The sequence below is a fragment of the Leifsonia sp. SIMBA_070 genome, from assembly GCF_046534635.1.
Classification (GTDB): domain Bacteria; phylum Actinomycetota; class Actinomycetes; order Actinomycetales; family Microbacteriaceae; genus Leifsonia.
Map to the genome: position 1 here is coordinate 1 of NZ_JAWRYK010001018.1, position 232 is coordinate 232.

Here is a 232-nt window from a genome sequence, read left to right on the forward strand (position 1 = left end):
GTAAAGCACTATAAAGAACATGATAAAGCTGAACCAAGCGAATATTTTAAAATATTTTTCTAGAATGATGTGTCCCAAATTGCGGAACCCTTCCAAATAAATTTCTTTAACGAGTAGTAATTTTTTCATAAGTATGCTTTTTAAGATTTAAAGACAGGTCAAAGATTTGAATTCGCCAAGGAGAACCGAAAATATGGGGATGAAAAACAAGAATACTCGGGTGAAAGACTTT

General features: G+C 31.9%; 1 protein-coding gene. It reads right to left on the reverse strand.

What is annotated here, in order from left to right; translation table 11 throughout:
- Positions 1-129, reverse strand: a 129-nt coding sequence (locus SB754_RS23230) for a DUF6747 family protein (RefSeq protein ID WP_410784594.1), incomplete at its 3' end; no start/stop codon positions are given.
- Between the last annotated feature and the right edge of the window lie 103 nt (positions 130-232).